Here is a 673-nt window from a genome sequence, read left to right on the forward strand (position 1 = left end):
CTCCATGCGCCGCGCCAGCGCTGCGTCGAGGGTGGTGATGGTTACGTAGACCGCCGTCAGGCGCTGCGCGGCCAGGGGCGCGAGCAGGTCCAGATCGCGCTCGACGCCGCTGCTTTTGGTGATGAGCGAAAACGGATGGCGCGCGTCGCGCAGCACCTCGATCACGCCACGGGTCAACCGCAGCGTGCGCTCCACCGGCTGGTAGCAATCGGTGGCCGAGCCAATGTTGAGCAGACGCGGCACATGGCCCTGCCGCGCCAGTTCGGAGCGCAAGACTTCGGCGATGTTGTGCTTGGCGATGATCTGCGTCTCGAAGTCGAGCCCCGGCGAGAACTGCAGGTAACTGTGCGTGGGGCGCGCGTAGCAATAGATGCAGCCATGTTCGCAGCCCCGGTAGGGGTTCACCGAGTGCTCGAAATAGATGTCGGGCGAATCGTTGCCGCACAGCGCGCTGCGTGCCGTCTCCAGGTGCACGCGCGTGGCGGGATGCCCGGCCGATGCGTCGGCTTCGGGACCATCCCAGCCGTCATCCACCCCGGTGCGGGTTTCGTGCATGAACCGGTGGGCCATGCGCGTGGCGGCGCCGCGCCCATGGATGGCCTGCACGGGAATGCGAACTTCGGGCGGTGAAGGGTCGGGCGGGCAGCCAGATTCTGCAGAATTCATGCTGTAT

The 673-nt window shown here is 66.7% G+C and carries 1 pseudogene; it reads right to left on the bottom strand.

What is annotated here, in order from left to right:
• A pseudogene (locus ACDELDRAFT_RS23335) lies at window positions 1–666 on the bottom strand (radical SAM protein); the annotation flags it as partial.
• Between the last annotated feature and the right edge of the window lie 7 nt (window positions 667–673).

Source organism: Acidovorax delafieldii 2AN (genome assembly GCF_000175235.1).
Lineage (GTDB): Bacteria > Pseudomonadota > Gammaproteobacteria > Burkholderiales > Burkholderiaceae_C > Acidovorax > Acidovorax delafieldii_B.